Annotated in this window: 1 pseudogene; it reads right to left on the bottom strand. The window is 69.1% G+C overall.

Annotated features, from left to right (window positions below):
- Positions 1-125: 125 nt before the first annotated feature.
- Positions 126-602, bottom strand: a pseudogene (locus MNZ39_RS09820) (cytochrome C); the annotation flags it as partial.

Here is a 602-nt window from a genome sequence, read left to right as displayed (position 1 = left end):
ATGGGCGCGTGCGGGTTGTGTTGAGGAAGTTTAGAGGCGCCGTCGCCGGCCGCGGAGCGATCACCCGCGAGCGGCGACGGCAGGGACTGATGGTCAAATGCGCTGCGACTGCTTCAGCGGCTCGATCAGTCCTTCGCGTGGCACTTGTTGCAGAGCGAGCGCTGGAAGAAGGCGTAGCGCGTCGCCGGGCGGTCGTACATGGCCGCCTTGTACTGAGCCTGCGTCAGGCCCTGGTTGAACTCGCCGTTCGCCATCTCCGTGCCGGCAGCGGCGTCGTTGCCCGGCCACTGGCCGTCGACCGCGACGAAGGGCGCGTTGTTGTTCCAGCGGGAGAGCTGCGGGAACGCCGTGGCGTGCGCGCGGTGGCAGGAGAGGCACATCACGTTCTCGGTGCCCGTCGTCGGGCCGCCGAGCTGCGTGCCGTCGATGACCGCGTGCGCGGCGAGACCGGCAACGTTCGCCGAGCCCTCCTCGAAGGGGATCATCGAGTCGTACGAGGTGGCCTGCGTGCCGGTGAGGTCGCCCGAGCCCTTGTACGCGTTGTAGATGGCCGCGATCGTCGTGCCGAGCGGGTTGCCGGCGAGGTCGTTCGCCTGCGCCGT

It is taken from the genome of Anaeromyxobacter sp. SG66, assembly GCF_022690805.1.
Classification (GTDB): Bacteria; Myxococcota; Myxococcia; order Myxococcales; family Anaeromyxobacteraceae; genus Anaeromyxobacter; species Anaeromyxobacter soli.
This window is presented reverse-complemented; position numbering and strand designations above follow the sequence as displayed.